This window comes from Arthrobacter sp. TMP15, assembly GCF_039529835.1.
Lineage (GTDB): Bacteria > Actinomycetota > Actinomycetes > Actinomycetales > Micrococcaceae > Specibacter.
The window spans coordinates 2,225,175-2,249,049 of record NZ_CP154262.1; the positions used below are offsets into that span (position 1 = coordinate 2,225,175).

The window sequence follows — 23,875 nt, forward strand, 5'->3', positions numbered from 1 at the left end:
GTGAATCGCATATCTTATCGATGAACTCTCCATAGGAGGACCCTTGGAAGTCTGGCCCGGAACCGCATACCCCTTGGGCGCCACCTTTGATGGAACCGGCACCAATTTCTCCTTATTTAGTGAGCACGCAGACAAGGTGGTGCTTTGTCTGTTGGCAGAGGATCGCAGTGAGACGCGGATTGAGCTGGAGGAAGTGGACGGGCATGTATGGCATTGCTATGTCCCAGAGGTCCAGCCCGGCCAACAATACGGGTACCGTGTGCACGGACCCTATGAGCCCAAGAACGGGCTGCGGTTCGACGCCAACAAGCTGCTGTTGGATCCATATGCGAAGTCCATTCAAGGCCAAATCGACTGGGATCCAGCTCTGTTTTCCTACCAATTTCAGGATCAGGACGCCCGGAATGAGGACGACTCAGCAGCACATGCAATGTACAGCGTGGTAATCAATCCGTTCTTCGAATGGAACGGCGATCGCCAGCTACGCATCCCGTACCACGAGTCAGTTATTTACGAAGCCCATGTCAAAGGCCTGACGGAACTTCACCAAGATATTCCGGAAGATCAACGCGGTACGTATTCCGGCGTGTCGCACCCGGTGATGATTGAACATTTTCACAAACTCGGCGTCACCGCCGTCGAACTAATGCCCGTTCATCAGTTCGTCAATGACGGCACGTTGGTGGAGAAGGGTCTGAGTAACTATTGGGGTTATAACAGCATTGGTTTTTTTGCCCCGCAGAATACCTACAGTTCCACAGGTGAGCAGGGAAACCAGGTTCAAGAGTTCAAGGCCATGGTTCGTGACCTGCATAGGGCAGATATCGAAGTCATCCTTGATGTGGTGTACAACCACACGGCTGAAGGCAACCACCTTGGCCCCACGCTCTCCTTTAAAGGGATCGACAACGCTGCCTATTACCGCTTGGTGGACGATGATCCGCAGTACTACATGGACTACACGGGTACCGGCAACTCATTGAATGTTCGCCACCCACACTCCCTCCAACTGCTCATGGACTCGTTGCGCTACTGGGTGACGGAGATGCATGTTGATGGTTTTCGCTTCGATCTGGCCTCCACTTTGGCGCGGGAATTTTATGCCGTTGACAAACTCTCCACGTTCTTCGAACTCATCCAACAGGACCCAATCATCTCCCAGGTCAAGCTCATTGCCGAGCCCTGGGATGTTGGTCCGGGCGGCTATCAGGTGGGCAACTTCCCGCCACAGTGGACTGAATGGAACGGTAAGTACAGGGACACCGTTCGCGATTTCTGGCGTGGTGAACCGGCAACTCTTGGCGAGTTCGCTTCTCGGCTCACAGGATCGGCGGATCTGTACGAAAGTTCAGGACGCCGTCCAGTCGCCTCTATTAACTTTGTCACCGCCCATGACGGTTTTACACTGCGGGATCTGGTCTCATATAACGAGAAACGAAACGAAGCCAATGGTGAAGACAACAACGACGGTGAGGCGCACAACCGCTCTTGGAACTGTGGAGCGGAGGGTCCCACGGATAACGACGATGTGTTGACTTTGCGGGCACGGCAGCAACGCAACATGATCGTCACGCTCCTGCTTTCCCAAGGCGTACCGATGATCCTGCATGGAGATGAGCTTGGCCGTACCCAGCAAGGAAACAACAACACCTATTGCCAAGACTCCGAGCTCAGTTGGGTGCACTGGGATTCAGTGGATCAACCGCTAGTGGAGTTTACGGCGATGGTGAATAAGATTCGTCGCGACCATCCCATTTTTCGCCGGAGCCGGTTCTTCGACGGCAGACCAGTCCTGCGTGGTGAGGGTGAGGCGCTTCCTGACATCGTCTGGCTCAGACCTGACGGAGCAGACATGTTGCCGCAGGACTGGGATAGTGGATTCGGCCGCTGCGTAGGTGTCTTTTATAACGGGGACGGCATCCGCGAAAAAGACAGACGTGGTCGGCGTATTACTGACAAGAGCTTTCTGCTGCTTTTCAATGCAGCCAATGAGGCCGTGAGCTTTCAGCTCCCCTCAAAGGAGCACTCCCCGTTCTGGGAAATTTTGGTTGACACAGCTAGCGGTGGGAAAATCGAGCCGGTTCCGGCTGGAAGCACCCTTGATTTGGCAGCAAAATCCACCGTAATCCTGCGAGCCTACTCTGGACCCGAAGAGGTTGTGGACTACTCTGCCGCAGCATCGTTGGCCGCCATGGCCGAGGAACCCGCACCGCCTGAGGTTGAGGAACCCGCACCGGGCACGGAGTCAGGGGAAGTGGTGGAGACCGAGCCGGAGGAAACCTCACCATGAGAACACCGGTGTCCACTTACAGGCTGCAACTCAATGCGGATTTCACTCTCTACGACGCGGCCCAAACCGTTGAATATTTGAAGTTGCTGGGAGTGGATTGGGTGTACCTTTCCCCGGTTCTAACAGCTGAGAAGGGTTCAACCCACGGTTACGATGTCACCGATCCTGGCAGTGTGGATGCCGAACGTGGAGGCCCCGAAGGTTTTCTTGCGTTCTCCACCGCGGCCCGGAAAGCAGGTCTTGGCGTGCTGGTGGACATTGTGCCCAACCATATGGGCGTGGCTACCCCGAAACAAAACGCTTGGTGGTTCTCACTTTTGCGCGATGGGGCGGATTCGCCGTGGGCCAAGGCGTTCGACGTCGATTGGGCAGCTGGGGCGGGCCGCATCAGAATCCCCGTCCTATCCAATGATCAAGACCGCCAAGCGCTGGCCATCGAGGATGGCGAACTCTGCTATTACGAACACCGTTTTCCGCTGGCACCAGGTACTTACTCTCCCGGGGACGATCCAGAAGAAGTCCATGCTAGGCAACACTATGAGTTAATTGATTGGCGCAGGGCAAATTATGACCTGAACTATCGCCGGTTTTTTGCGGTAAATTCTCTTGCCGGTGTGCGGGTGGAAGACGCTGAGGTTTTCACTGAAACACATACGGAGATTCAGCGCTGGTTTCTTCAGGATCTGGTTGATGGCCTGCGGATCGACCACCCTGACGGCCTGGCCGATCCGTCAGGGTACTTGCAACAGCTGGGTGCCCTCATCAATGGAAAATATGTGCTTGTGGAAAAAATTCTTGAACCAGGCGAGTCGTTGCCTACCGATTTCACGTGCGCTGGAACTACAGGTTATGACGCTCTTGCTGACATAGACCGAGTATTCATTGATGCAGCTGGCCAGCCCGGGCTCGATGCCCTGGACGCCAGTATCCGAGGCGGGCACGCACCCGACTATGAACAAATTATTTACAGGACAAAACGCGGCGTCACGGACGGGATTCTGCATTCGGAGATGCTGCGTTTGGCTCGCTTGGTGCCCGCCAATGCCGCGCTCAGCGTTGAGCTGGTCGCCGATGCAATCTCAGAAATCATTGCGGCGTTCCCTATCTACCGCACTTACCTTCCCGAAGGGGAAACTACCCTGCGCTCGGCGTGCTTTCTTGCCACCCAGAGACGTCCAGACCTGCAAGGCGCAGTGGGTCTACTCTTGCCCCTCTTGCTCGAAGCGGGCCCGGAGGACGGCGCTGAGCTTGGCCGGCGTTTCCAGCAAACTTCCGGCATGGTGATGGCCAAGGGGGTCGAAGACTGCGCCTTCTTCCGCCACACGCGTCTGGGCACGCTCACTGAAGTGGGTGGCGACCCAACGGAGTTCGCTATTGCTCCGGACGAATTTCACCAGCGCATGCAACATCGGCGCCAACATCTGCCCCTGTCCATGACCACTTTGAGCACTCATGACACCAAACGCAGCGAGGACACGCGGGCACGTATTTCAACTCTCGCCGAGGTCACCGGCGAATGGGAGAAGTTCCTCCTCCGCGCGCAGCAACTAGCTCCACTCCCGGATGGGCCACTGGCTAACCTGCTCTGGCAATCCATTGCCGGTGTCTGGCCTGCAGGGCGAGAAAGACTCCACAGTTATGCGCAGAAGGCTGCCAGGGAAGCAGGTAACTCAACTAACTGGGCCACACCTGAACTGAACTTTGAACAGCAGTTAGCCACCACAGTCGATGCCGCCTTCGACAACTCTGAGCTGCGCGGCCTGCTGGATTCTCTAGTAGCCATGATGGAACCATATGGTGCTTCTAATTCGCTCGGCGCCAAACTTGTGCAGCTGACCTGCCCTGGTGTGCCCGACGTGTATCAGGGCACGGAATTCTGGGACCGTTCCCTGACGGATCCAGATAACCGGCGGCCCGTCGATTTTAACGCACGCAGGCACGCACTAAAGGATCTGGATAGTGGTGAGCTCCCGCCGTCGTTCCTTTTGGAAACAACAAAACTGTTGGTGACTTCGCGTGCCTTACGTCTGCGCCGGGACCAGCCGCAGCTGTTCAGCGGATACACCCCGGTGATCGCCACAGGTCCCGCTGCCGATCATTTGCTTGCCTTCAGTCGAGCCAGCGGTACCAACGGCATTACCGATGGGGCCTTGACACTCGTCACACGGCTACCACGTGGGCTGGAACGTAGAGGCGGTTGGAATCAAACGTCAGTTCACCTCGACGTTGATATGCGTGACGCACTCACCGAACGTGACTACTGTCAAGGACAGGTGGCCATCGCCGACATTCTGCGCAACTATCCTGTTGCCCTCCTGACTCCAAGAACAGCACAACGCTCATGACCTCACCAACACCGGGCAGCCGACGCTTTGACGTGTGGGCACCAAAAGCAACTACGCTCACCCTGCTGGCTGGGGAGAACAAGTTTCCCATGACCAGGTGCACCGAGGAAGTCCCTGGCAGCGAGGGGTGGTGGACGTGCACCAACGCTCCCGCCCACGGGGAGTTTGAGTACGGCTACCTCTTGGATCAGGACACACACGCTCTGCCAGATCCGAGGTCCCGGCGTCAGCCCCATGGTGTGCACTCTCTCTCACACACCTTTGACCCATCCGCGCACGAGTGGAGGGATGGAGCATGGCAGGGGCGTGAACTGACGGGGGCGGTTATTTATGAGTTGCATGTGGGCACGTTCACCAGTGCTGGCACCTTAGCCGGCGCAGCGCAGAAGCTGGATTATCTTGCGGAGCTGGGTGTCGATTTTATTGAGCTATTACCTGTCAATGATTTCAATGGCACGCATAATTGGGGTTACGACGGCGTCCTTTGGTACGCCGTGCACGAGGGCTATGGCGGTCCAGCGGAATACCAGTGCTTTGTTGACGCCGCCCACAGGGCGGGAATTGGTGTTATCCAAGACGTGGTTTACAACCATCTTGGACCCAGCGGAAATTATCTGCCGCGTTTTGGCCCCTACCTCAACGAGGATGCGGGGAACACGTGGGGTGACAGCGTGAATCTGGATGGTGGCGGCTCAGATACCGTCCGCCGCTATATTTTGGACAATGCAGCCATGTGGCTGCGAGATTACCATGTTGATGGTCTCAGGCTAGACGCCGTCCACGCGTTTAAGGATGAAAGGGCGCTACCTCTGCTTGAAGAGTTGGCCCAACTAGCCGACTGCGTGTCGGTAGAGTCAGGGCGGCCAGTGACGATGATCGCCGAGTCCGATCTTAACGATCCCCGGTTACTTTATTCCAGGACCCGGAACGGGGATGGACTACGAGCACAATGGAGTGATGACTTTCACCACGCTTTACATGTCAATCTCAGTGGAGAAGCTGACGGCTACTATGCTGATTTTGACAGTATTGGGGCGCTAGCGAAAGTATTGGAGTATGGATTTTTCCACGACGGCAGCTATTCCAGTTTCCGCGGCCGCCACCATGGCCGGCAAATCGATCGTACAGCTGTCCACCCCTCAGCTCTGGTGGTGTGCAGCCAAAACCATGACCAGATCGGCAACCGCGCCGCTGGTGACAGGCTCTCGAAGAATCTTAGTTATGGACAGTTGGCCGTAGCCGCAGTTGCCACCTTAACTTCCCCGTTCACCCCCATGCTGTTCATGGGCGAGGAATACGGTGCCAGTACCCCATGGCAGTTTTTCACATCCCACCCTGAACCGGAACTGGCTCAAGCAACCGCAGCCGGGCGAATTAAAGAATTTGAGCACATGGGGTGGGACCCAAAAATGGTGCCCGACCCGCAGGAACCGGCTACGTTCCGACGCTCCGTGCTTGACTGGTCCGAGGCCGCCAGTGGCGATCACGCACGGTTGCTGGATTTGTACAAACATCTAACCTCGTTGCGCCGAACTACCGCTGAACTTAGCCAGCCGGGCTTTGCCAACATCAGTGTTGAATTCGCTGAAGCGGACAAATGGTTGCTGCTGCGCAGAGACGGCATTGAGGTGGCGCTTAATTTTTCTCCGCGCAGGCGAAAAGTCCCTGTCCAAGGAACGCATCTGCTCCTGGCCACCGAGGACGGTGTGCATCTCATCCCTGACGGATCCCCAACACTCCTTCAAATGCCGGGCCACTGCGCCGCAATTATCGCGAAGCGGTAAATCTTAGACTCGAATCAACAGCTCTCACGCACCTTTTTCACTTCGCTCCGGAGGCAGAAGTCGGCTACTCAGGGCAGCAAGTATGCGTTGCAGATCAAGTGCTACCGCTACTCCTGGAGACATGGAAAGCTGATCGTACTTTTCTTCGGCACTTACGGCGTCGGTGAGGACAGCCACGCTTTGCCGTGCACTCTCTATAGCGTGCGCGCAGTCTCTTTCCTCATCCCATGCGCGGAGCACCTCTGCTGTGGACTGTAAACAGTCACTTAAGGGTTGGCGCAATTCATCCTTCAGGGCTAGGTCCAATGACCCCTCCCAAATGGCTGCCACCAGGACTTCGGAAAGATCCCGGATATGAAAAGTGATGACCTCTAGAACGGTCAGATCTTCGAACCCTTCACTGACTATGTGATGGCGAGACTTCAGAAAGCCGCGGGGGTTGGCCCGGTGACTCTCCTTGGCTTCATGAACCGCTCCCCGGATCTGGGCAACCGAGTCGTCTAAAACGTGGCGACGGGCTGCCCACGCCTCATGTTCCGGCGGCCAGGCCTCCACCAGTGCTTTCGCCACATCCTCAAGCTGTTCGATAAGTACAAAGCGTCCACGGGAAATCCGTGCCCGGGCGGCGTCCAATGACAACGGCGGGAAAAGTGTCACGTTGACAGTCAAGCCGACCGCTACGCCCATCGCCATCTGGACGGCGTACCCGATGGAGAACGCATCAACACCCTTGGGCCCGTCTATAAGCAACACAAGAAGTGTTGCCACCGGAACATAGTCGCGCCCAGCACCCAGACGTGGCACGCCCGCCAGTAACACCCCCAGCCCAACGGCAACAGAAATGGTAATGATGTTGGGATCGCCCAACAGCAGCACTATCGCCGCCAATGAGATCCCCAACACCAAACCGGTCAGTGTTTGAAAGCCAGTGCGCACTGACCCCATGAAGGTGGGGTACATGCTTACCAAAGCTCCTAGAGGGGCGTAGTAAGGAAACTCTTGCGTGACACCGGGCATGTGGGGCGCCAAGAACCAGGCGATGCCAACGGCAAGGGCGGTTTTGGCGGCCAGCAACACGCGCCGACCGCTCACTGTGGCTGCGGCCCATACTTTCAGGGTTTGCAATGAGATCTTTCCACTCATGGTGTAGTTCAGAGCAAGCTAATAACGTATTGCTCGCACTTTTTTAGTGCAGTCAGAGCTACAGATCGGTGTCGCGAGTGTTCTCTGTGCGTTCCACGAGAGCTTGACCGTCGGGTTGGCCCACCACTGTGCGGCGGGTTGAGGTTGACTGACGCCGACGGAACATAAAGACCAAGCCCAGCACAAAAACAACCGCACCGGCGATCATCATGATGTTGCCAACCAACATCAGGTCAATCCAAGCCACCTCGATGTTCAAGGCAAATCGTAAAATAGCACCAACAACGAACAGGAAGATTCCAGAACCAATACTCATGAGAATTACCTTTTCTTTCAGTAGATTGTCACAACGATCAGTGCGGGGACATAAAAATGCGCAACCGCGGCGCTTCAGTACTCCAATAATGCTACAACCAGCTCAATGCATCTGGTGTGACTTGGGGTACTTCCAGCGTGTTTTAGATAGTGTGAAGCTATGGAGAGTATCAAAATATACACGATCGGGCATTCCACCCACCCCATCGATGAATTTATTGCCATGCTGCATGCTCACGGCGTCAAAAAGTTGGTGGATGTCAGAACAATTCCCAAATCTGGACACAATCCACAGTTCATGGCGGATGCTTTGGCCACGAGTCTGCGGGCTGAGGGCATTACCTACAGGAGAGCGAAAGCTCTCGGAGGTTTACGTCACGTTCGCAAGGACAGCCCCAACAGTGGGTGGCGTAACAAATCATTTCAGGGTTACGCCGATTACATGCAAACTCCTGATTTCACTGAAGCGTTGGAGGACTTACTGGATCGTTCGCAGCACAGTGATGTGGTTATCATGTGTGCTGAGGCAGTGCCATGGCGGTGTCACCGATCCATGATCGGTGATGCGCTGGTGGTCCGCGGTGTCACCGTTCTTGACATCATGACTGAGAAGAAAGCCACAGAGCACGTTCTCCATTCCTTCGCTCGCGTTGATGGCACCAGCATCACGTATCCACCTGAGACTGCCGGCTGATTCTCAACGCTTTTGCTCATATGCCCGCGTACTGGCAGTTGCAAGCCCACTCGTGTGGAACAGTAGTGTCATGGCTCCCAGACCTTCACAGCACCAGCTAAGCAGCGAGGATCGCATGCATCACCTTCCTGCCGCAAAACCCCCGGCCAGTGCTTTGCTTGGTCCTGTCATGCACGTTGTCGACATGGTCCATGGTGTGCGCTCGCGTCTGGCCCAGGTTAAAGGCTTCACTCCCACCATTCTGGCCTATCCAGGCTACGGCTCCACTTCATGGGTGCGCGTGCTGGGCAGGGTCATGCTGATAGGCAAACCTGCCAAGACTCTCGGTAAAGTGCGCGGATGGCGGGCCTTCACCAGCGTGCCCATCCGTTACAGCGAAATTGAAGTGGAGATCAATGGCGTCAGCCATACTGTTCAAGCAGATTCCGGCGGAATCATCGACGTGGTGTTGGAAGCGTCCTTAACTCCGGGCTGGCATTCAGTATTACTGCGAAGCCAAACTGCGGCTCCCACGGAAGCCCGAATCCTCGTCGTCGCATCGGATGTCAGCTTTGGGGTCATCTCTGATATCGATGACACCGTCATGGTCACTGCTTTGCCCCGACCATTGTTGGCCCTGTGGAACACCCTGGTCCTGAGCGAGAGGGCCCGGACACCTACCCCGGGTATGGCCGTGTTGCTCGAGCGAATTGTTGCCCGGCACCCTGAGGCCCCTGTCCTTTACCTCTCTACCGGCGCATGGAACGTGGCACCGGCTTTAGAAAGATTTCTTGGCCGAAATTTATATCCTGCAGGGGTTCTGCTCTTGACAGACTGGGGCCCATCAAGGCAGCACTGGTTCCGTAGCGGGCGCGAACATAAACTTAAAAATTTGGCGCGATTAGCGCAGGAATTTCCCAGTATCAAATGGCTTTTGGTAGGTGACGATGGGCAGCACGATCCACAGATATACGCGGAATTTGCCAGGATTCATGCCACGCAGACAGCCGCGGTCGCCATTCGCGAGTTATCGGCCGGGGAAGCCCTGTTGGCAGGTGGCCGCTCACACGAGGACGCTCTTGCCACCGAGCATGGAGCCGTACCGTGGGTGAGTGCTCCTGACGGCGCAGGATTGGCGGAGAAACTCAAGGAGCACGGTTTGCTCTAAGTTGGCAGCTGGCAGGCTAGGCCGCTCAAACGTCCAACACCATCTGATTCTGGCGAAAAATTAGGACATCGGCATGACTGAACAACACCCTCAAGACTCAACGGAACCAAATGATCCCGCGGATCCATCCGGCCCAACGACAGGGCGGGAGGGTGAACTCCGCGAAGACCGTTTTCTGGGGCGTAAAGACCTTACTCGGTGGCATGCACCCTTGGGTGCATTGCTCGCCGATGCTGTGCGCTGGCTCAGTAAAAGGCTGGGCCCAAACGCAGCGTTGATCCTCACCCTCGCAATCGGCGCTTCAATCGCTGCTTTGCTGACGTACGCTTCCACGGAAGTCTATGAGAGCGTCACTGAAGCCGATGGGGTTGCCGCCCTGGATCACCCGCTGTTGGAAGCAGCCAAGAGTGTCCGCTCGCCCGGACTGAACGCCGCAATGACGGGTTTCACCGACATTGCCGGGACCATTGGGATGCCTATTTTGGCGGCAACGATCATGGTGATTCTTGCGCTCAAACGGCGGTCCTGGACTCCCGTCATCCTCATTCTCACTGCAGCTACGGGATCTCTTTTAATGACAGTTGCGGGTAAGCAGCTTTTTGGCCGGTCCCGCCCATCGCTGATCGACGCCGTGCCTCCCTACGAATACTCTCCTTCATTTCCCAGCGGCCACACGCTTAACGCATTCGTGATAGCAGGCGTGGTGGCCTACCTGATTCTCCTTCGTCGGCGCACCGTCCGGGGGCGGGTATGGACAGTTATAGTAGCCGGGGTCTTTGCGTTTGCTGTTGGATTAAGTCGTGTTTATTTGGGGCATCATTGGTTCACCGACGTCCTGGCAGCCTGGACCTTGGGCGCCGTCTGGCTCTCACTGGTCATTACAGCGCACCGGTTATATCTGACCGTCAATAGAGACGTTGCAGCCGCAGCAAACCGAACTTCCACCAGCACAAATAGCTTACAAATTACAACAAAGGACGCCATGACCCTGACCCACGTTCATAAGCCCAAGAGTGCCGCCATGGTCATCAATCCGCTAAAATCCCCCGGAGATGACTTTAAAGCCGCATTTGTGCAGCTGTGCGCGGATGCTGGCTGGTCCGATCCATTGTGGTTGGAAACTTCAGCGCAAGATCCCGGACGGGGCCAGGCCCGAGAAGCCATAGCAGCTGGAGTCGATGTCGTCATTGCTGCTGGCGGCGACGGTACGGTGCGCTATGTTGCTGACGTTCTCGCTGGATCAAAAACTCCGATGGGCGTGGTACCGCTGGGGACCGGTAATCTCCTTGCTCGTAATCTGGGAATTAATATTAAGGACCCACTGGCGGCAGCCCAAGACGTGCTGCACGGTACGGTAACTTCGATAGATATTGTCAGGGCCGTGCTTGATCATGGAAGGGAAGAACACCTATTCCTCGTTGCGGCCGGGCTGGGTTATGACGCCTCGATTATGGCGAATACCCATGACGGGCTAAAGGATCGGGTCGGTTGGCTCGCATATGTGGAGGCCGGCATTCGACATTTACCCGGCAAGGCTGTCACTGCCAGAATTTCCGTCGATGGTGCAGACCCTGTACGCCATAAGGTCCGTGGCGTTATGGCTGGAAATTGCGGAAAGCTCATGGGTGGGTTGGAGATCTTCCCTGCAGCTGTCGTTGATGACGGCATTCTGGATCTCCTCACTCTTTCCCCACGAGGCAAGTTGGGCTGGCTGGGCGTTCTGTGGCGTGTTTTTGGGAAGAAGGGCAAAGGTGCCGCGTCAGTGCAGAGCTTTTCTGGTAAATCTGCACAGATCGCACTTGATCAGCCGCAAGAATTCCAGCTCGACGGCGATCACTTTGGTCCTGTGCAACATCTTCTTCTCACAGTAGAACCGCTGGCGCTAGGTATCAGAATGAGAACGGCGGACTTGGCCGAAGCGTACTGATTTGACGGGGCAGCAGAACCTGAGCCAGGCACCTCCCAAAGATTTTATACTCCGCATCGGAGCTAGCGACTTCTTAGATTAACGGCTGAACAAGCTGGCAAAAAAACCCTTTCGTGTGGGCTTCTTGCCCTCGTGCCCTCGGCAACGGTCTGCAGGAGGAACCGCTCGCATCACTTGCTCAACGTGCTGGCCACAACCCGCCCACGTGGTTTTTCCACAATTCTTACATGTCACTGCACGGCACATCTGATTGCTCCTTTGTCTGTGTGTATTACTTGAACAGCATACCCCATAGGGTATAAGATTGTAGTAACACCAAGCGATTATCGGAGCCCATCATGGAACTTGATTCACAAGAACTCACCCCTGTTATCAACCGGCTCAAACGCGCACAAGGACAGCTCGCGGCCGTCACACGCATGCTCGAAGAAGGCTGGGATTGCAAAGATGTTGTCACCCAACTTGCCGCTGTGTCCAAGGCCTTGGATAGGGCTGGCTTTGCCATTATCGCCGCGGGCCTTGAGCAGTGCATTAGGAAAGAGGACGCCAACATGAGCATCAAGGATCTGGAAAAGCTTTTCCTGTCCCTTGCCTAATCTTTTATCCCAAGACCTTGTGATTAAACGGAACAGCCCGTGCTAGTCAGCACGGGCTGTTCACGGAATACGACAAGGACACCATGCGTCTTGCCGGCAGTAGAGATGAGGTGCTTGAGACGTGTAATGGCCATCTCGCTCCTCCCTTCAGCGGTGTAAAGTCGCCTCCACACCATCAGTGGTGCGGACGGTTAGCGGATGTTGAACAGGTCCACCCGTACGATTTCGCGATACTGACGCTCGCGGAGCTCGATGAACTTACGTTGGTCAACCGGGGAGAAGAAGAGTCTGTGAAGAACTGACCTTGTGGGTTTGGGATTCAATGTGTCACCCCCTTTCATGAATATTGCGTGAACTGTGGACGTATGTTGGCGCGACAAATAAAGCCCTTTTGTATTTGCTTCATTTGGAAGCAAACACAGAAAGGAATTATAAGAACACAAAAAAGCGCGAGTTATTTTGCGTGTATTATTTCCGCTGAAAAAACGTTTAAAACATGCTCAGGTAAATCGAGATGCCAAAAATAGCAATGCTACTCGGGGCTCCATGAAAATAGCTGCGTGGTGTTTGAGAAACGTTGTTCAGTGGGGAAGCGGCCACATAAGTTGCGGCCAAGTCGGGGCAGCCTGACATTGGCGGCCCTACGCGGTGACAGTGTTAGCTGTGACGGCAATTAACAGGCGTGCAGGGCCAGGCATGATGGGATCCGATAACTCCGGAGCTGAAAATTGTAAACATCATTGCCTCCCTTCAGTTGCACGCGAAAATCCAAGGCAGTTCACCATGGACTGGTAATAAATATACACGAACATATGGGCATCTATCCAGTTCATAACAGCACATATACGAATATTTCTTGAAATTCGGTGACATTACAAAAAATGGGCGTCACTGAAATTTTTGGCTTCTTCAGGATCAAGGGTGCTGGCATAGCAGCGGCACCAGATGATGTGCTGGTCGATTTCGAGCGAGGCGGCACATCCAATGGCTGCGCTGGGCTGGAGATGTCCGGTCACAGCACTTTGGACACTAAACAACCATTAAATCCATCAGATAGACTTTCCCCGGTTTCGTTTCCAGTAAGGAAAGCCAATCACCAGGCTCTGGGACCATCATCCTCACTAGCCGCTCCATGGAGGCATTACGAATATGAATAATCTCAAGCACAAAGCTTTGGTCCTGCCCATTACAGGCGCGCTTTTGCTAGCACTTGCTGGATGTGGAAGCACCAAAGAAGCTTCAGCACCTGCCCCAAATGCGGAAACGTCTGCTCCCGAGCTCACTCAAGCCCCGGTCCTAACCGTCCCAGATGCGGACGTAATTTTTCCCAAAGTCACCGACACCGTGAAGAAAGCCACCTCTGTTGCTTTGGAGGGTACCTCCACAAGCGGCCCCAAAAAGCTTAAGATCAAGGTCTCGGGTTCCCGTGATGGTACTAATTCACTCTCCGAAGTCACTCAAGACGGAGCAACCGTCACCTTGCTCAACGCTGATGGCGGAGCGTATATAAAGGCCGACAATGAATTTTTCGTCCAGAAAAGTGGACAGCAAACAGCCGATCTAGTCAAGGAAATGGCCGGCAACAAGTGGATCTCCGTCAAGGACACCAGCGTCTTTGGAGACCGGAATATTGGCTCCTTTCTCGGGATCTATAACGAGAAACCCGTGAATGATGGTTTGGGCAAACTTGCCTCTTCATCAGTGGCCGATCTCAATGGTGCTCAAGCATTTAAGTACGTCTACGAGGAAGCGACCGTCTGGATTGCAGCAGAGGGTGAGCCGTACCTGCTCCAGTTTGGGACAACCGGTAAGGACGCAGGGACTATAACCATGAGCGAATGGAACGCAGTGGCTCCACATGCCGCCCCGGCAAAAAATGATACTGTCACAATTCCGGGACTTTAGGAGCTCTTGCGAGCTAGAAAAACCGTATCCAAAGGACTGATCATGGCAGCAGCCAAGGAGCCACAGCCGCTCGACTTCACTTTTACTGCTCCTATCTGTAAGGACGGAGCCTTCGCCACCTACCTAGTGGTTGAAGGCTCTGCCGAACTATTGGGCACTCGCAGGGCCATCAAGGTCACTGGAACATTGGATAATAAAACACCTTTTCAGGCCACACTGATGCCCTCCGGCACGGGACCACACTGGCTGCCACTGCGCGCTGCTCTGTGCAAGGCAATAGGAAAGTCCGACGCCGGTGAGCAGGTCCGCGTGCATCTTCAGCAACGCTTGAGCTAACGCTTGGCTATGCGTGCCAGTACGGACAGCCAAGTTGCGGCCCCCGCGCTAAATAGTTCTTTGGTGAGCAAGGATGCCTGGGCCGGCAGGCGTCCGAGCAAAGGAACCGGCAGCGTCAAGAAGTAGTCCACGTTATCTAGTTCCACCATGGTTGGTTCGTTTGGCCAGGATCCCACCACCAACCCGGCAGCAGTGACCCCTCGGACTGCGAGCGCTTCCAGGGTTAGCAACGTGTGGTTCAGCGTTCCCAAGCCGCTGCGGCACACAACAACCACTGCACAGTCATGGCATGCTGCGGCGAGTTCGGCCATGGTGTTGCCCTGCTCATCCAGGGCAACCAACAGCCCCCCGGAGCCTTCCACTAGCACGTGGTCGTGCTGGTCAGCCAGTGAGCGGATAGTGCGTAGATGGCCAGCAAGTGTAGGCAACGTGCGGTTTTCACGAACGGCAGCCGCCGTTGGGGCCATGGGCAATTCCAATCTAATCCCTTCCACACAGGTGAGTGTTCCGGCCAGCCGCCCTACCTCACCGGCGTCACCGGCCTCCTGGGCACGCACTCCTGTTTGAACTGGTTTATACACAGCCACTGTGGCCCCTTGCCCCTGCAGCGTTGCGGCCAGGGCCGCAGTGGTGAGTGTTTTTCCTATCTCTGTGTCCGTCCCCGTTATAAGGACGACGGCGGGCAGCTCCACCTGTGTGCGGCTCATCCTAGAATCCTTGTCGCCGTGACGGTTGTTGGAGTTTGAAAGGAAAGCAGGCGCAGCCAGCCGGGTTCCGGACCCGCCAGCTCCAGTTCAGGTAACGCCGCAGCGCTCTCCTGTATCACGAGCATGGTTTCAAGCTCTGCCAACTTGGCACCAAGACAACGGTGCAAGCCGTAGCCAAACGCCAGGGAATACGCGGTGGGTGGTGAATCGGGGGTATGCCGGCCGGAGAGCTCTAATAGGATTTCGGCACCGGCAGGTAAGGCGGCACCGCCAAGCTCTGTGTCATGAAGTGCGCGGCGTCGCCACGTGTGGACAGATGACTCGCTCGCCAATACCCCCTGCACATGGTGCGAAGCGTTCTCGGCGATTGCCAGTTTGGCCCATTCCTGTCTTCCTAGCCCGATCCCTCTGTACAGGGCGGTGTTAATCAACTGCGAGGTAGTCTCTTGGCCAGCTATCACCAAAAAATAGCCCAGCGAGCACACTTCGGCAGTGCTTAATCCTGTATCCAGCAACACGCCAAAGAGAGATTCCTTGCCTTGGCTAGCAACCACCTCACTGCGTAGCCAACGGTAGAAGTCCGCTGCGCTGTGAGCGAGCTCGATCTGACGCTCAGCATGGGGCCAGCCCCAGAACAGCTCCAAGGAGTCACGGCTCCATTTCTTGAGTTCCTCAAGCGGTGGATTCGCCTGTCCCGTCAGCTCGGCCATGATCACTGGCGGGATATGGCGGGCAAGACAGAGCGCTAGATCCACGGGCCCTGCAGTCAATGCAGTAGCAGTCTCACCTAGGTGGTGACGAGTCAGTTCCCTTACCCGTGGTGTAACGGCAGCAACTTTGGCGGGCGTGAAGAACCCGGCAACAGCTTTCCTGACGGTACGGTGGCGCTCCCCCGTGGCCGAGGCCAGGACGGGTGGCAGCGCAAATCCGGCTTTGCTGAGAATGCGCAGCGTGGCAGGGGTCAGCGGCACTACTGATGTCAGTGCATTCGTCGGTGCAAAATCATCGCTTCTACGCATAACCTCCTTGACCGCAGAGGGTTCGCTGACAACGTGGTAAGTCATTACTTTTCCTTATCTAGCTCAGCCACAGCTGAGCCAAGAGAACTATCCGGCAGTGCGGGCATAACCCGGCCAAGTAGCACGGCGGCATGTTCTAGTTCATAAGCCATGAGGTCAGCGCGCGCTGTCAGGCGTAGGCGAGATACGCCGTCGGGCACGCTAGGAGGTCGGAAACAACCAACTAACAATCCGGCAGTGCGCAGTGTCTGGGCAGCCTGGAGGGCATCTTCTGCCGACGGCATGGGAACGGACTGCACGGCTCCTGGAGAGCGTGCAAAGCCACACAGTCTCGCCAACGTAGTTGCATTGCTATGTAATTGTTGTGCAAGCGCCGGCTCGGCCAGGATGATCTGGGCGGCCTTTGCGGCAGCACCAGCGGCGGCCGGAGCCAGTGCTGTGTCGAAAATGAAGGTCCTTGACGTATTTACCAGGTGTTCTCGTAAAGTAGCGGAGCCCAGTACGGCACCACCTTGGGAACCAAGTGCTTTGGATAACGTCACGGTTCTCACAACATGACTGGCATGGCCCAGACCAGCTTCATACACGGCACCCCGCCCAGCTCCAGCCACACCTATCCCATGCGCCTCGTCTACCAGCAACCATGCGTCATGACGTGCACACAGCACGGCCAACTCGTTAAGGTCCGCGGCGTCCCCCAACACCGAATACAGCGATTCAACGACCACAACTGCCCGTGGCTGTGTGCGGGCTGCCAACACAGCACCCACTTCGGCCGTATCACCATGGGCAACCATGACCACAGGAGAGCGGGCCAGCCGTGCGGCGTCTAATAGCGAGGCATGAACATGGGAATCCAAAATCAACAGTGTTCCTGGCCCACCCAGTGATGTCAGTACACCGAGATTGGCCAGGTAGCCCGAAGAAAACACCAGCGCTGACTGCGCTGCTGTCAGCAGGCACAGCTGCTCTTCGAGGTAATTATGTACCGCCAAGGTGCCATTGACCACCCGCGATGCTCGCGCACCGCAGCCATGGTGTGCCACGGCGTCAATGGCAGCCGCCGTCACCCGAGGATCCCTGGACAGACCAAGGTAATCGTTGGCTGCCAGATCCAGCGGTGGGCCGGAACTTACCTCGTGCCGGCCGCTCTCAAGGGTAGTTCCGGCAGGCGCATCAGCCGTCCGCACCAGGCCGCGGCGCTCGCGGACAAAAGCTCGGCTATGCAACCACTGCTCCATGGCCCCGGGCCCGGTTCCTTCGCCGCTTACGTCTTTGGTTCCCCTATCAGCCGTGGACACTGGCCACTGCCGATACCAAGCCTGCCCCGATCGTGGCCACGTCCTCGGGGGTACTTATATAGGCCGGCATGGTGTAAACAAGATTGCGAAAAGGCCGCACCCAAACTCCTCTCAGGACAGCCGCACGGGTAAGCGCCTGAACATCTACGGGTGCATTCAAGGCAATAACCCCCACTGCACCCAGCACCCTGACCTCGCGAACCGGCCCCAGCGCCAACGCAGGGGCCAGAGCGGAGGCTAATCCTGTTTCTATGGCTGCCACCTGTTTTTTCCAAGGCACGGTTTCCAATAGTTTCAGTGAGGCCACAGCAACGGCGCAGGCCAAAGGGTTAGCCATAAACGTTGGCCCGTGCAAGAGCGCCCGGAGCGGCGAGGCGGTTATGACGGCCGCAACTTCACGCGAACACAGCATTGCAGCCAGTGTCAGGTACCCCCCGGTGAGCGCCTTACCCACGCACATGATGTCCGGCACCACATCCGCCCACTCGGCGGCGAACAGTTTTCCGGTGCGGCCAAAACCGGTGGCAATCTCATCAACTATCAGCAACAATCCAAACTCGTTGGCCACACGTCGCGCTGCGTGCAGGCATTCGGGTGCATAAACATACATGCCACCGGCACCCTGAAGTACCGGCTCCAGCACAATTGCGGCTAGTTCGTCCCCGTATCTACGGACAGTTTCCTCCAATACCGCCACCCAGTTCGCTACCTCCACCGGGTCGCACACAAGCTCGTCACCCATCAGATGAGCCTGCGGCGGTCGAGGCAGGAACAACTGCTTCGCCACGAGGCTGGAAAACTCCGCGTGCATGCCATCCACCGGGTCACAGACGCTCATGGCAGCGAAAGTATCTCCGTGATATCCACCGGCAAGCGCCAAAAACCGGCTTCTTTGGGGAAAACCGCGAGCGCGTTGGTACTGGAGCGCCAACTTCAAGGCCACCTCCACCGAGACAGAACCCGAGTCAGCAAAAAAGACGTGGGCCAACTCCGCAGGTGCCATGGCCGCCAGCCGCTCGGCTAGTTCCACGGCCGGGGCATGCGTCAGTCCACCAAACATGACATGTGAAAAAGTGCCGGCCTGCTCAGCCAGCGCAGCGTCGAGTGCCGGGTTGCGGTAACCATGGACGGCCGACCACCACGAGCTCATAGCATCAACCACCTCAAATTCCTCCCCTTTCCCGTCCTGCAGGTGCAGTTTGGTCCCGGCCGCACCAAGAACGGCGTAAGGATCCGGACCGTCCAGCGGAGCATAGGGGTGCCAAAGCAGCCCACGGTCTCGCTCTACCAGTGAGCGTGAGTGGGTTCCCTTTGATAATGACGTATCAGTTAAGGGATCCGCGGCGGTGCGCTCAGGCATTCGGGGCAAGTGCCGTTCCAGCACCACGGCGGCGAATGGCGGGCTGGGCACCTGCTCCAAAATCGCCGCTATGCCCGGGCACAACGTGTTCAGGCACAGCACCTTCAGCTGGCTTACCGCCCAAGACGGTGAATCCGGCGTCGGCAATCATTTCAAGATCGGCTTGGCCAGGTTGACCCTCACTGGTGAGGTAATCGCCAAGGAATAGCGAGTTGGCAATGTTCAGAGCCAGCGGTTGGAGACTGCGCAGGTGCATTTCACGCCCGGCTGCCATGCGAAGTTCCGCCTCTGGGCACGCGAAACGAATCAAGGCCAAAATGCGCACACAGTGAGTAGGGCTCAGCAACCAGGTGTCCTCCAAGGGGGTGCCCTCGAAAGGCATGAGGAAGTTCACGGGGATGGAGTCTGAGCCAAGATCGCGTAACGCGAACACAGCATCGATGAGGTCCTCATTATTCTCCCCCATCCCAACAATCAGGCCCGAGCATGGTGAGAGGCCTGCGCTCTTGGCATGCTCCACCGTGCGCACCCGATCGGAGAATTCGTGGGTTGAACAGATTTCCTTATACATCTCCTCGCTGGTGTTCAGGTTGTGGTTGTACGCGTCCACCCCACACGCCTTGAGCCGTTCCGCCTGGCCATCCTTCAAAATTCCTAAACACGCGCAAACTTCCACGTCAGGGTGTTCGCTTTTTAGCCCAGCAACCATGTCCGCGACCCGATCTACATCTCGATCACTGGGTCCCTTCCCGCTGGCCACCAGACAAACACGTGAAGCGCCTGCCGCAACACCAGTCGATGCCTGCTTCAAAGTTTCTTCAGGCTTGAGCCACGTGTACTTTAGAATCTGTGCGGCGGAACCCAAACGCTGCGAACAGTAGGTGCAGTCCTCTGGACAAAGCCCGGACTTGAGGTTTACCAGGTAGTTCACCTTTACCGTGTTGGCGAAGTAGGCACGGCGCAAGGTGGCCGCGGCGGCCACGACTTCCAACAGTTGCTCATCGGAAGAAGTCAGGATTGCAAGAGCATCCTCACGAGTCAGGGTGGCACCGGTCAACTGCCGGTCGGCTAGGGCTTGAAAGTTATTGAACACCGTTCAAGTATCGAAAAACGTGTGACTGCTGTCAAATGGGCCCCTGCGTGCCCGTTCAGCTCCGAACCCCGGGCATAAGGCAGGATAGAGGGGAAACACGCAGCCTCCCGCCCACCGCAGTGGATCCTTTTGGTCCCGAATAAAGTCATCTAAAAATCCTCAGGAAGGGACCCCGCCATGTCTTTGACTCGTGAAAAGGTGATTGAAACCGCTTTTGGGATCCTGCGCGACTACGGTTTGGCAGATCTATCCATGCGCCGTTTAGCTCGAGATTTGGGCGTGCAACCTGGCGCACTGTACTGGCATGTGAAGAACAAACAAGATCTCCTGGGTATCCTCTCGGTCATGATCCTAGCTCCGGCTGGAGAGAGCATTACGGTTGCGGATGCTTACGTTTCCACGGAGCCAACCACCGGGCTCTCGATCCTGAGACGTTGGGCTCAGAACATCCGAGACGTACTTTTACAGGTCCGTGACGGGGCCGAGATGGTTGCCTTCACGCACGCACTAGCCCCGGACTCCCTCCCTAGCCTGCAGGAACCCTTAGGGCACTTTGTCTTAGCGGGCGTGCCAGCCGAGCAGGCCCAGTGGGCTGGCCTGACGCTGGTGCACTACATTTTGGGCACAGTGACCCAAGAACAAACACGTAGCGGCCTGGTGAAGGCCGGGGTTCTCCCCGGCCCGCTTGACCCCGAGAGTGAGAGCGCTACTTTCAATTTTGGTCTGGATCTGTTCTTGGCCGGGGTTACAAAATTGGTGCGCTGACAGGGGATACAACCCCTACCACCGAGCCGCGCAAGAGGCCTGGGACGCCTTCTGGTGCCCTGGCCAAAATAAATCTTTTCTTTTCTCCAATCCGAAACTCCTTGTGCACCGAAGCACATAGTGGACGCGCCCAAAGATGGGGCGTCCGGCACTTATGAGGAGAATTCACATGAATAAGAAATCTGCTTTTCTCGTAGCACCCGTGCTTGCACTGGCTGCGCTGTCCCTCTCCGGTGGGGCCGCTATGGCCGCTGACGGCGATGCAACCACCTACGAAGCCAACTTGGGCGCCATCAACGGCAGCAATGCCAGCGGCTCCCTCTGGCTCTCCATCACAGGCGATCAGGCCACCGTGACACAGGACGTCAAGGGCTTGGCAGCAACCTTCGATGGCGCTGACTACCCCCACGTTCAGCACATTCACATCGAAGGTGCCGGAACTTGCCCGGCTCCCGGCGCTGATACCAATGGCGACGGCGTTATCAGCACCACAGAAGGCGGCCCGTCCTACGGAAAGATTGGCACCACGCTTTCCACCACCGGTGACACCAGTGACAAGGCCGCTTTGGACCTTGCCGTTGGCGGTATGGGCGCCAACTACAAGTATGAGCGCACGTTCACCATGAACGCTGCCACCATTGACGCTATCAAGGCCGGCACCGGCGTTGTTGTAGTCCATGGACTGGATCCGGCCACCTTGTCAGCTGCAGGCCAGGAAGCTAAGAGCGATCTGGTTCCCTCACTGCCGTTGGCAGCAACGTCACCGGCATTGTGCGGCACGCTAGTTGCTTCACAGATGGCGGCCATGCCCGGCGGTGCACCCGGAACGGGTGTTACAACTCAGGTAGCAGCAGCTAACGCTTCCACTTCTCCTGATGTTGCATGGTTTGCTGGCGGAGGTGCCCTGGTACTTGCAGCCGGTGCAGCTCTTGCCATGAACCGCAAAAAGACCGCTTCGGTTAAGTAGCGGCTGATTTCACCATGGTAAAAAACTGCAGTCGTCGCGGAGGCCCTCTGGGCCCCGCGGCGGCGGCGGTCCTCCTGGCAACCCTCACCTTTGGTGTTGCCGCATGTGGGCCCGCCACTACATCCGCAAGCACCACACAGACACAACAGAGCACCTCAAGTTCACCAGCAGCACCTACCACCGCTGCGCCACCACCCACTGTTGAACCCTCGAGTCCCGCACCAGCACCACCGGCTAAACCGGCCATCCAAGGCGAGGTACTCCCGGCTTCAGCACCTGTTTCATTGACGATCCCTGACATTGGTTTAACCACAAACTTAATGACGCTGGCGCGCGAGGCCAATGGCGAGGCAGAAGTACCCCCGGAAGCTGTAGGCTCCCCCGCTGGATGGTACAAACACTCCCCCACCCCCGGAGAGCTCGGCCCCTCCGTCATCCTCGGTCACGTCAACGCAACCAACAACCCCGAAGGTGTCTTCTTTCGGTTGCATGAACTCACCGAAGGCGAAGAGTTTTCCGTCACCCGCGCCGACGGTAGCGTTGCCGTTTTTGCTGTAGACAGAAGTGAAATATTCAAAAAGAACGCCTTCCCCACCCTGGCCGTATATGGCAACACCGATCGCGCCGAGATCCGGTTGATCACCTGCGACGGCTATGAAGCCAGCTCGGGAGAATTCACCGAGAACTTCGTAGTCTACGCACACCTTGTCTCCAGCAACGCCGGATAGTAGTAATCAGCCAGCAGCCTCACATCCCGCATCACAGAATCGCCCCGCGTCCCAGCGCCCCTAAGAGTTTTGGATTGGAAGAACGTGTATAAAAAACCCAGACTTGCCGCGGTATTGGCCCTGGCCGGTGCGCTCACCCTGACAGGATGCGGTATGAACGCAACAACAGTGGCACAGGCCCCGTCTGTTCCAAGTGCTTCTGCCACTGCCAGTGGAGCCCCCGAAATGGGTGCCATGGATTCCATGGGATCAATGGAGTCCATGATTCACATTCAGGACGGCATGTTCCATAACCCCAAGCCGCTTCCACCGGGCGCCACCGTGACCGTCATGAATATGGAAGCCTCCACGGTAGAAATCGTGGCTGATGATTCAAGCAGTTTTAAACTCACTGTCGCAGCTGGCGGGGTGGCAAATTTCCAGGCGCCAAAGAAGGCTGGGCTCTACCCTTTCCATAGCACCACCGGAGGTATGAAGGGTGTTTTGACTGTCCAGTCCCAGGGACCGTCCGAGGCCGCTAAAATGGTGTGCGCTGATGTGGCAAAAGAGGGAGTTCGCGACATCCTCTCTCTGAGCGAACTGCCTAAAACATCAGAAAACTGGGACGGTAAAATATTTTCCTGTACCTACCCGCTCGCTGAAGGAACGTTCGTGATGGAAGTAACCGAATCGGCCAGTGACGCCGAAGCGGGCGCATTGGCAGAAAAAATGGCCGGTTCAGCCAAGGCGGCACCTATCAAGGGGCTAGCCAATTTGGGATTGCCCGGGTACCAGTCTGATTCCGGAACTGTCATCTTTGCAAAAGACAACATGACGCTCCACGTTGACGCAACAGCACTGAGTTCAGCTGTGGGTCCAGATCGTGTCACCCCCAGCAAATTCGCCTACGAAATGGCCACCACCATTCTGGGCTGCTGGACGGCACACCACTGATCGAGCAGGTCCCCCGGAGCCGTGCTTGGGCAGAGTCCACTGACTGTCTAAGCACGCCCCCCGGGCGGGCCAATGAACAACATCGTGGACATGATGCCGCCAACAAAAACCACAAAGATGACCCCCAGCAACACTGGACGGTTAAGCATCCAGCGCAGAAGGACTTGAACCCAATGTCCGTCATGTGGGTGATCAGTGACGCTGGTGCGCCAGTTCCCCTCAAGCATATTCTTTCGCTCAAGCCACCTATCAAACGGGATGGTCAAGTACGGGACAAAGGCTGTGGCACCCGCTCCCACAATGAGGCGTTTGGGCCAGCGCTGGTTCAGGCCTACCAACACGGCGGCGGTCACATAGCCAATGAACACCAAGCCGTGCGCAAAACCACCCACTTTGACAGGCCAGTCACCAACACCCACCGCATATTTCAAAATCATTCCTGCGATCAACAGTGTCCAGGTGACCGCTTCGGCGATGGCCAATGTGCGGTAGAAAATACGTGGTGTCATGGGCTGGTTGC

21 protein-coding genes are annotated in these 23,875 nt (G+C 56.6%); 13 read left to right on the top strand and 8 right to left on the bottom strand.

Annotated features, from left to right (window positions below; genetic code table 11):
- Window positions 1-43: 43 nt before the first annotated feature.
- Genes glgX through treZ form a run of 3 tightly spaced genes read left to right on the top strand, consistent with a single transcriptional unit; the run spans window position 44 to window position 6,419 of the window.
- Window positions 44-2,290 carry a glycogen debranching protein GlgX gene (glgX, locus tag AAFM46_RS09865; protein WP_343317584.1) on the top strand — a complete coding sequence of 749 codons (2,247 nt, stop codon included), beginning with the start codon at window positions 44-46 and terminating at the stop codon, window positions 2,288-2,290.
- The gene (gene treY, locus AAFM46_RS09870; RefSeq protein WP_343317585.1) at window positions 2,287-4,635 is read left to right on the top strand and encodes a malto-oligosyltrehalose synthase; all 2,349 of its coding nucleotides are present in this window, start codon (window positions 2,287-2,289) and stop codon (window positions 4,633-4,635) included. Before glgX ends, treY begins: the two co-directional genes overlap by 4 nt.
- Window positions 4,632-6,419, top strand: coding sequence for a malto-oligosyltrehalose trehalohydrolase (gene treZ, locus AAFM46_RS09875; RefSeq protein ID WP_343317586.1), 1,788 nt, complete (start codon window positions 4,632-4,634; stop codon window positions 6,417-6,419). The genes treY and treZ overlap by 4 nt, the downstream gene beginning before the upstream one ends.
- A 24-nt stretch (window positions 6,420-6,443) precedes the next feature.
- On the opposite strand, the gene AAFM46_RS09880 is transcribed toward treZ, so the two are convergent.
- Together AAFM46_RS09880 and AAFM46_RS09885 are read right to left on the bottom strand one after the other, a co-directional pair.
- Window positions 6,444-7,562 (bottom strand): aromatic acid exporter family protein, encoded by a 1,119-nt coding sequence (locus AAFM46_RS09880; protein WP_283527646.1) that lies wholly within the window; start codon window positions 7,560-7,562, stop codon window positions 6,444-6,446.
- A gap of 58 nt (window positions 7,563-7,620) precedes the next feature.
- Window positions 7,621-7,878 (bottom strand): DUF6458 family protein, encoded by a 258-nt coding sequence (locus AAFM46_RS09885; protein ID WP_283527648.1) that lies wholly within the window; start codon window positions 7,876-7,878, stop codon window positions 7,621-7,623.
- A 159-nt stretch (window positions 7,879-8,037) separates the two neighbouring features.
- Between AAFM46_RS09885 and AAFM46_RS09890 the strand changes: the two genes are divergently transcribed.
- The 6 genes from AAFM46_RS09890 to AAFM46_RS09915 all read left to right on the top strand — a co-directional run bounded on the left by AAFM46_RS09890 (window position 8,038) and on the right by AAFM46_RS09915 (window position 14,482).
- Window positions 8,038-8,571, top strand: a complete 534-nt coding sequence (locus tag AAFM46_RS09890) for a DUF488 domain-containing protein (RefSeq protein WP_283527650.1) — start codon at window positions 8,038-8,040, stop codon at window positions 8,569-8,571.
- 70 nt (window positions 8,572-8,641) lie between these two features.
- Complete coding sequence (locus AAFM46_RS09895; protein ID WP_283527652.1) at window positions 8,642-9,718, top strand: phosphatase domain-containing protein; 1,077 nt, start codon at window positions 8,642-8,644, stop codon at window positions 9,716-9,718.
- A 73-nt stretch (window positions 9,719-9,791) separates the two neighbouring features.
- Window positions 9,792-11,645 (top strand): phosphatase PAP2 family protein, encoded by a 1,854-nt coding sequence (locus AAFM46_RS09900; RefSeq protein WP_343317587.1) that lies wholly within the window; start codon window positions 9,792-9,794, stop codon window positions 11,643-11,645.
- Window positions 11,646-11,983: 338 nt separating this feature from the next.
- On the top strand, window positions 11,984-12,241 hold the full coding sequence (locus AAFM46_RS09905) for a metal-sensitive transcriptional regulator (RefSeq protein ID WP_343317588.1): 258 nt from the start codon (window positions 11,984-11,986) through the stop codon (window positions 12,239-12,241).
- A 1,149-nt stretch (window positions 12,242-13,390) separates the two neighbouring features.
- On the top strand, window positions 13,391-14,146 hold the full coding sequence (locus AAFM46_RS09910) for a hypothetical protein (RefSeq protein WP_283527659.1): 756 nt from the start codon (window positions 13,391-13,393) through the stop codon (window positions 14,144-14,146).
- A 42-nt stretch (window positions 14,147-14,188) separates the two neighbouring features.
- The gene (locus AAFM46_RS09915; protein ID WP_343317589.1) at window positions 14,189-14,482 is read left to right on the top strand and encodes a DUF1905 domain-containing protein; all 294 of its coding nucleotides are present in this window, start codon (window positions 14,189-14,191) and stop codon (window positions 14,480-14,482) included.
- On the opposite strand, the gene bioD is transcribed toward AAFM46_RS09915, so the two are convergent.
- The 5 genes from bioD to bioB are packed head-to-tail and all read right to left on the bottom strand — an operon-like array spanning window position 14,479 to window position 19,962.
- Window positions 14,479-15,189 (bottom strand): dethiobiotin synthase, encoded by a 711-nt coding sequence (gene bioD, locus AAFM46_RS09920; RefSeq protein ID WP_343317590.1) that lies wholly within the window; start codon window positions 15,187-15,189, stop codon window positions 14,479-14,481. The two genes, AAFM46_RS09915 and bioD, sit on opposite strands and share 4 nt — an antisense overlap.
- Window positions 15,186-16,253, bottom strand: coding sequence for a cytochrome P450 (locus tag AAFM46_RS09925; RefSeq protein ID WP_343317591.1), 1,068 nt, complete (start codon window positions 16,251-16,253; stop codon window positions 15,186-15,188). Before AAFM46_RS09925 ends, bioD begins: the two co-directional genes overlap by 4 nt.
- Window positions 16,253-17,449 (bottom strand): 8-amino-7-oxononanoate synthase, encoded by a 1,197-nt coding sequence (locus tag AAFM46_RS09930; protein WP_343317592.1) that lies wholly within the window; start codon window positions 17,447-17,449, stop codon window positions 16,253-16,255. Before AAFM46_RS09930 ends, AAFM46_RS09925 begins: the two co-directional genes overlap by 1 nt.
- 46 nt (window positions 17,450-17,495) lie before the next feature.
- Entirely contained in the window at window positions 17,496-18,920 is a 1,425-nt protein-coding gene (locus AAFM46_RS09935) for an adenosylmethionine--8-amino-7-oxononanoate transaminase (RefSeq protein WP_343317593.1), read from the bottom strand.
- Window positions 18,862-19,962: a biotin synthase BioB gene (gene bioB, locus AAFM46_RS09940; RefSeq protein WP_343317594.1), complete on the bottom strand. Its 1,101-nt coding sequence runs from the start codon at window positions 19,960-19,962 to the stop codon at window positions 18,862-18,864. Before bioB ends, AAFM46_RS09935 begins: the two co-directional genes overlap by 59 nt.
- Before the next feature lie 177 nt (window positions 19,963-20,139).
- Between bioB and AAFM46_RS09945 the strand changes: the two genes are divergently transcribed.
- From AAFM46_RS09945 to AAFM46_RS09960, 4 genes are all read left to right on the top strand, one after another.
- Window positions 20,140-20,727: a TetR/AcrR family transcriptional regulator C-terminal domain-containing protein gene (locus tag AAFM46_RS09945; RefSeq protein ID WP_343317595.1), complete on the top strand. Its 588-nt coding sequence runs from the start codon at window positions 20,140-20,142 to the stop codon at window positions 20,725-20,727.
- A 169-nt stretch (window positions 20,728-20,896) separates the two neighbouring features.
- Window positions 20,897-21,694: a hypothetical protein gene (locus AAFM46_RS09950; protein ID WP_343317596.1), complete on the top strand. Its 798-nt coding sequence runs from the start codon at window positions 20,897-20,899 to the stop codon at window positions 21,692-21,694.
- A gap of 14 nt (window positions 21,695-21,708) precedes the next feature.
- On the top strand, window positions 21,709-22,422 hold the full coding sequence (locus tag AAFM46_RS09955; protein ID WP_283527676.1) for a class F sortase: 714 nt from the start codon (window positions 21,709-21,711) through the stop codon (window positions 22,420-22,422).
- 84 nt (window positions 22,423-22,506) lie between these two features.
- On the top strand, window positions 22,507-23,355 hold the full coding sequence (locus AAFM46_RS09960) for a hypothetical protein (RefSeq protein WP_343317597.1): 849 nt from the start codon (window positions 22,507-22,509) through the stop codon (window positions 23,353-23,355).
- 47 nt (window positions 23,356-23,402) lie between these two features.
- Here the strand turns inward: AAFM46_RS09960 and AAFM46_RS09965 are convergent, their stop codons facing one another.
- On the bottom strand, window positions 23,403-23,864 hold the full coding sequence (locus AAFM46_RS09965) for a DUF3817 domain-containing protein (RefSeq protein ID WP_283527680.1): 462 nt from the start codon (window positions 23,862-23,864) through the stop codon (window positions 23,403-23,405).
- Window positions 23,865-23,875: the final 11 nt, after the last annotated feature.